The 1,846-nt window shown below is 68.7% G+C and carries 3 protein-coding genes; 2 read left to right on the top strand and 1 reads right to left on the bottom strand.

What is annotated here, in order from left to right; all coding sequences use genetic code 11:
* Window positions 1–209, top strand: a 209-nt coding sequence (locus KZA10_RS13910; RefSeq protein ID WP_256934867.1) for a S4 domain-containing protein, incomplete at its 5' end; no start/stop codon positions are given.
* A 28-nt stretch (window positions 210–237) separates the two neighbouring features.
* Window positions 238–1,032 carry a DUF4184 family protein gene (locus tag KZA10_RS13915; RefSeq protein WP_218683174.1) on the top strand — a complete coding sequence of 265 codons (795 nt, stop codon included), beginning with the start codon at window positions 238–240 and terminating at the stop codon, window positions 1,030–1,032.
* Here the strand turns inward: KZA10_RS13915 and KZA10_RS13920 are convergent.
* A partial coding sequence (locus KZA10_RS13920) for a CoA transferase (protein ID WP_218683175.1) occupies window positions 1,017–1,846 on the bottom strand: 830 nt, incomplete at its 5' end. The two genes, KZA10_RS13915 and KZA10_RS13920, sit on opposite strands and share 16 nt — an antisense overlap.

The following is a 1,846-nucleotide window of genomic DNA, read 5'->3' on the forward strand; positions in this document are numbered from 1 at the left end:
CCGCCGGTACTCCGGTGGTCGAGGCGCTGGTCGAGACCGGGCTCGTGGCGAGCCTCTCCGAGGCGAGGCGCGCGATCACCCAGGGCGGTGTCACGCTCGACGGCGAACGCGTCGAAGACGAGGCAGCCACGGTTCAGGGCACACTTCCCGGCGGCGTCTCCGTACTCCGCCGCGGCAAGAAGACCCTCGCCGGCGTCTTCCTCGGCTGAGTCTCCGGTCAGCGGATAGCAGAGACGGATGCCGTTCACTCCCAGCCACGCACTGGTCGCGCTGCCGTTCATCCGTACGCCGCTGGTGCCGGCGGCGATCGCGATCGGCGCGATGACACCTGATCTCCCGTTGTTCGTGCGCGGCGTGGGGCTGAACTACTCGTTCACCCACACGTTCGGCAATGTCGTGTGGACCGCACTGCTCGCGTTCGCGTTGTTCCTGATCTGGCGCGTCGTCCTGCGTCCGGCGGTTCCCGAGCTGGTTCCGCTGTGGCTGGCGCGACGCCTGCCAGACGACTGGGATGACAGGGGTCTCGCCGCGGTGCGGTCGGCGGTCGGCGTCGGGCAGAAGCGCGCGTATCCGTTCCTGCTCGCCGTGTCGTTCGTGCTCGGAGTGCTCTCGCACATCGTGTGGGACCTCTTCACGCATGAGGGACGCTGGGGTGTCCAGGCGATTCCCGGACTCGAGGAGATGTGGGGCCCGCTGCCCGGGTTCAAGTGGCTCCAGCACGGGTCGAGCCTGATCGGCCATGCGATTATCGGCATCTGGGCATTGCTGTGGCTTCGTCGACAGGCCCCGCGACCGACCGTCGTGCAGTCTTCGCCGATGTGGATGCGCGTGGCATGGTGGGCCTCGCTCCCCGTGATCCTGGTCGGCGCGTGGGTCGGCGGACTCGTCGTCTTCGGTCCGCTGGATGCGGAGTTCACCGTTCAGCACCTCGCCTACCGGGTTCTCCCACCAGCGTGTGCGATCTGGGGCGCGATCACGTTCGTGCTCTGCCTCGTTCTCTCGATGCGCGGGCGCCGTCACCAGGTGGGCTGATCCGAACTCCACTTGTGCGGCGCCCGATACTCGAAGCCCGCCAGCGCAGGACGAGCGGTGACGAGAGCCGTTCCGTCGACATCGAATCGCTCCACATGCGGCCGTGTGTCGAACTCGACCTCGGCTGCGGGTTCTCCGCTGCGGGGCATCCCGAGCAGTTCCGCCGCGACGCGACGGAGTGAGGTGCGCACGATCCACGAACCTTCCTCTGGGCGGCGGCGCAGCAAAGCGGTCACCGCCGCAGCGAGCAGGTAGCCGGCGCTGTGGTCGAGAGCCTGGGCCGGAAGCGCACCGGGGCGGTCGCCGTCCGCCGACTCGATGAACGAGATTCCGCTCGCCGCCTGAACGAGGCTGTCGAACTCTGCCCGCTCGGGATTCTCCACGCCCCAAGCGCTGAGCTGCGCGACGACCAGACGCGGATATCGGCGCGCGAGCACTTCCGGCTGCAGCCCCAGCCTGTCGAGAGCAGCGGGACGGTAGCCGAGTACGACGGCATCGGCATGCGCGAGCAACTCCTGCAGCCGAGACGTGCGCGCGTCCAGCACCGCGGATCGCTTGCCGTGTCCGGTGTCGAGGTGCTGCCACTCCGGTTCGGGCCGATGTGGGGGATCGATACGCAGCACGTCGGCACCGAGCATGGCGAGCGTGCGTGAACAGACCGGACCAGCGATGACTCTCGTGAGATCGAGTACGCGCATGCCCTGGAGGGGGAGCGAAGCCGGCGGCGTCGACGCCGCCGTAGCCCGGGGCGCATGCGAAGCGGGCGTCGTGTCGATGCGAACCAGCTCGAGCAGCGGATGCTCGCGGAGTGCGC

It is taken from the genome of Microbacterium sp. BF1 (assembly GCF_019279095.1).
GTDB lineage: Bacteria > Actinomycetota > Actinomycetes > Actinomycetales > Microbacteriaceae > Microbacterium > Microbacterium maritypicum.

Excerpts from the sequence above, each read along its gene's own strand:
- KZA10_RS13915 (WP_218683174.1), top strand. The coding sequence starts at position 238 with ATGCCGTTCACTCCCAGCCACGCACTGGTCGCGCTGCCGTTCATCCGT.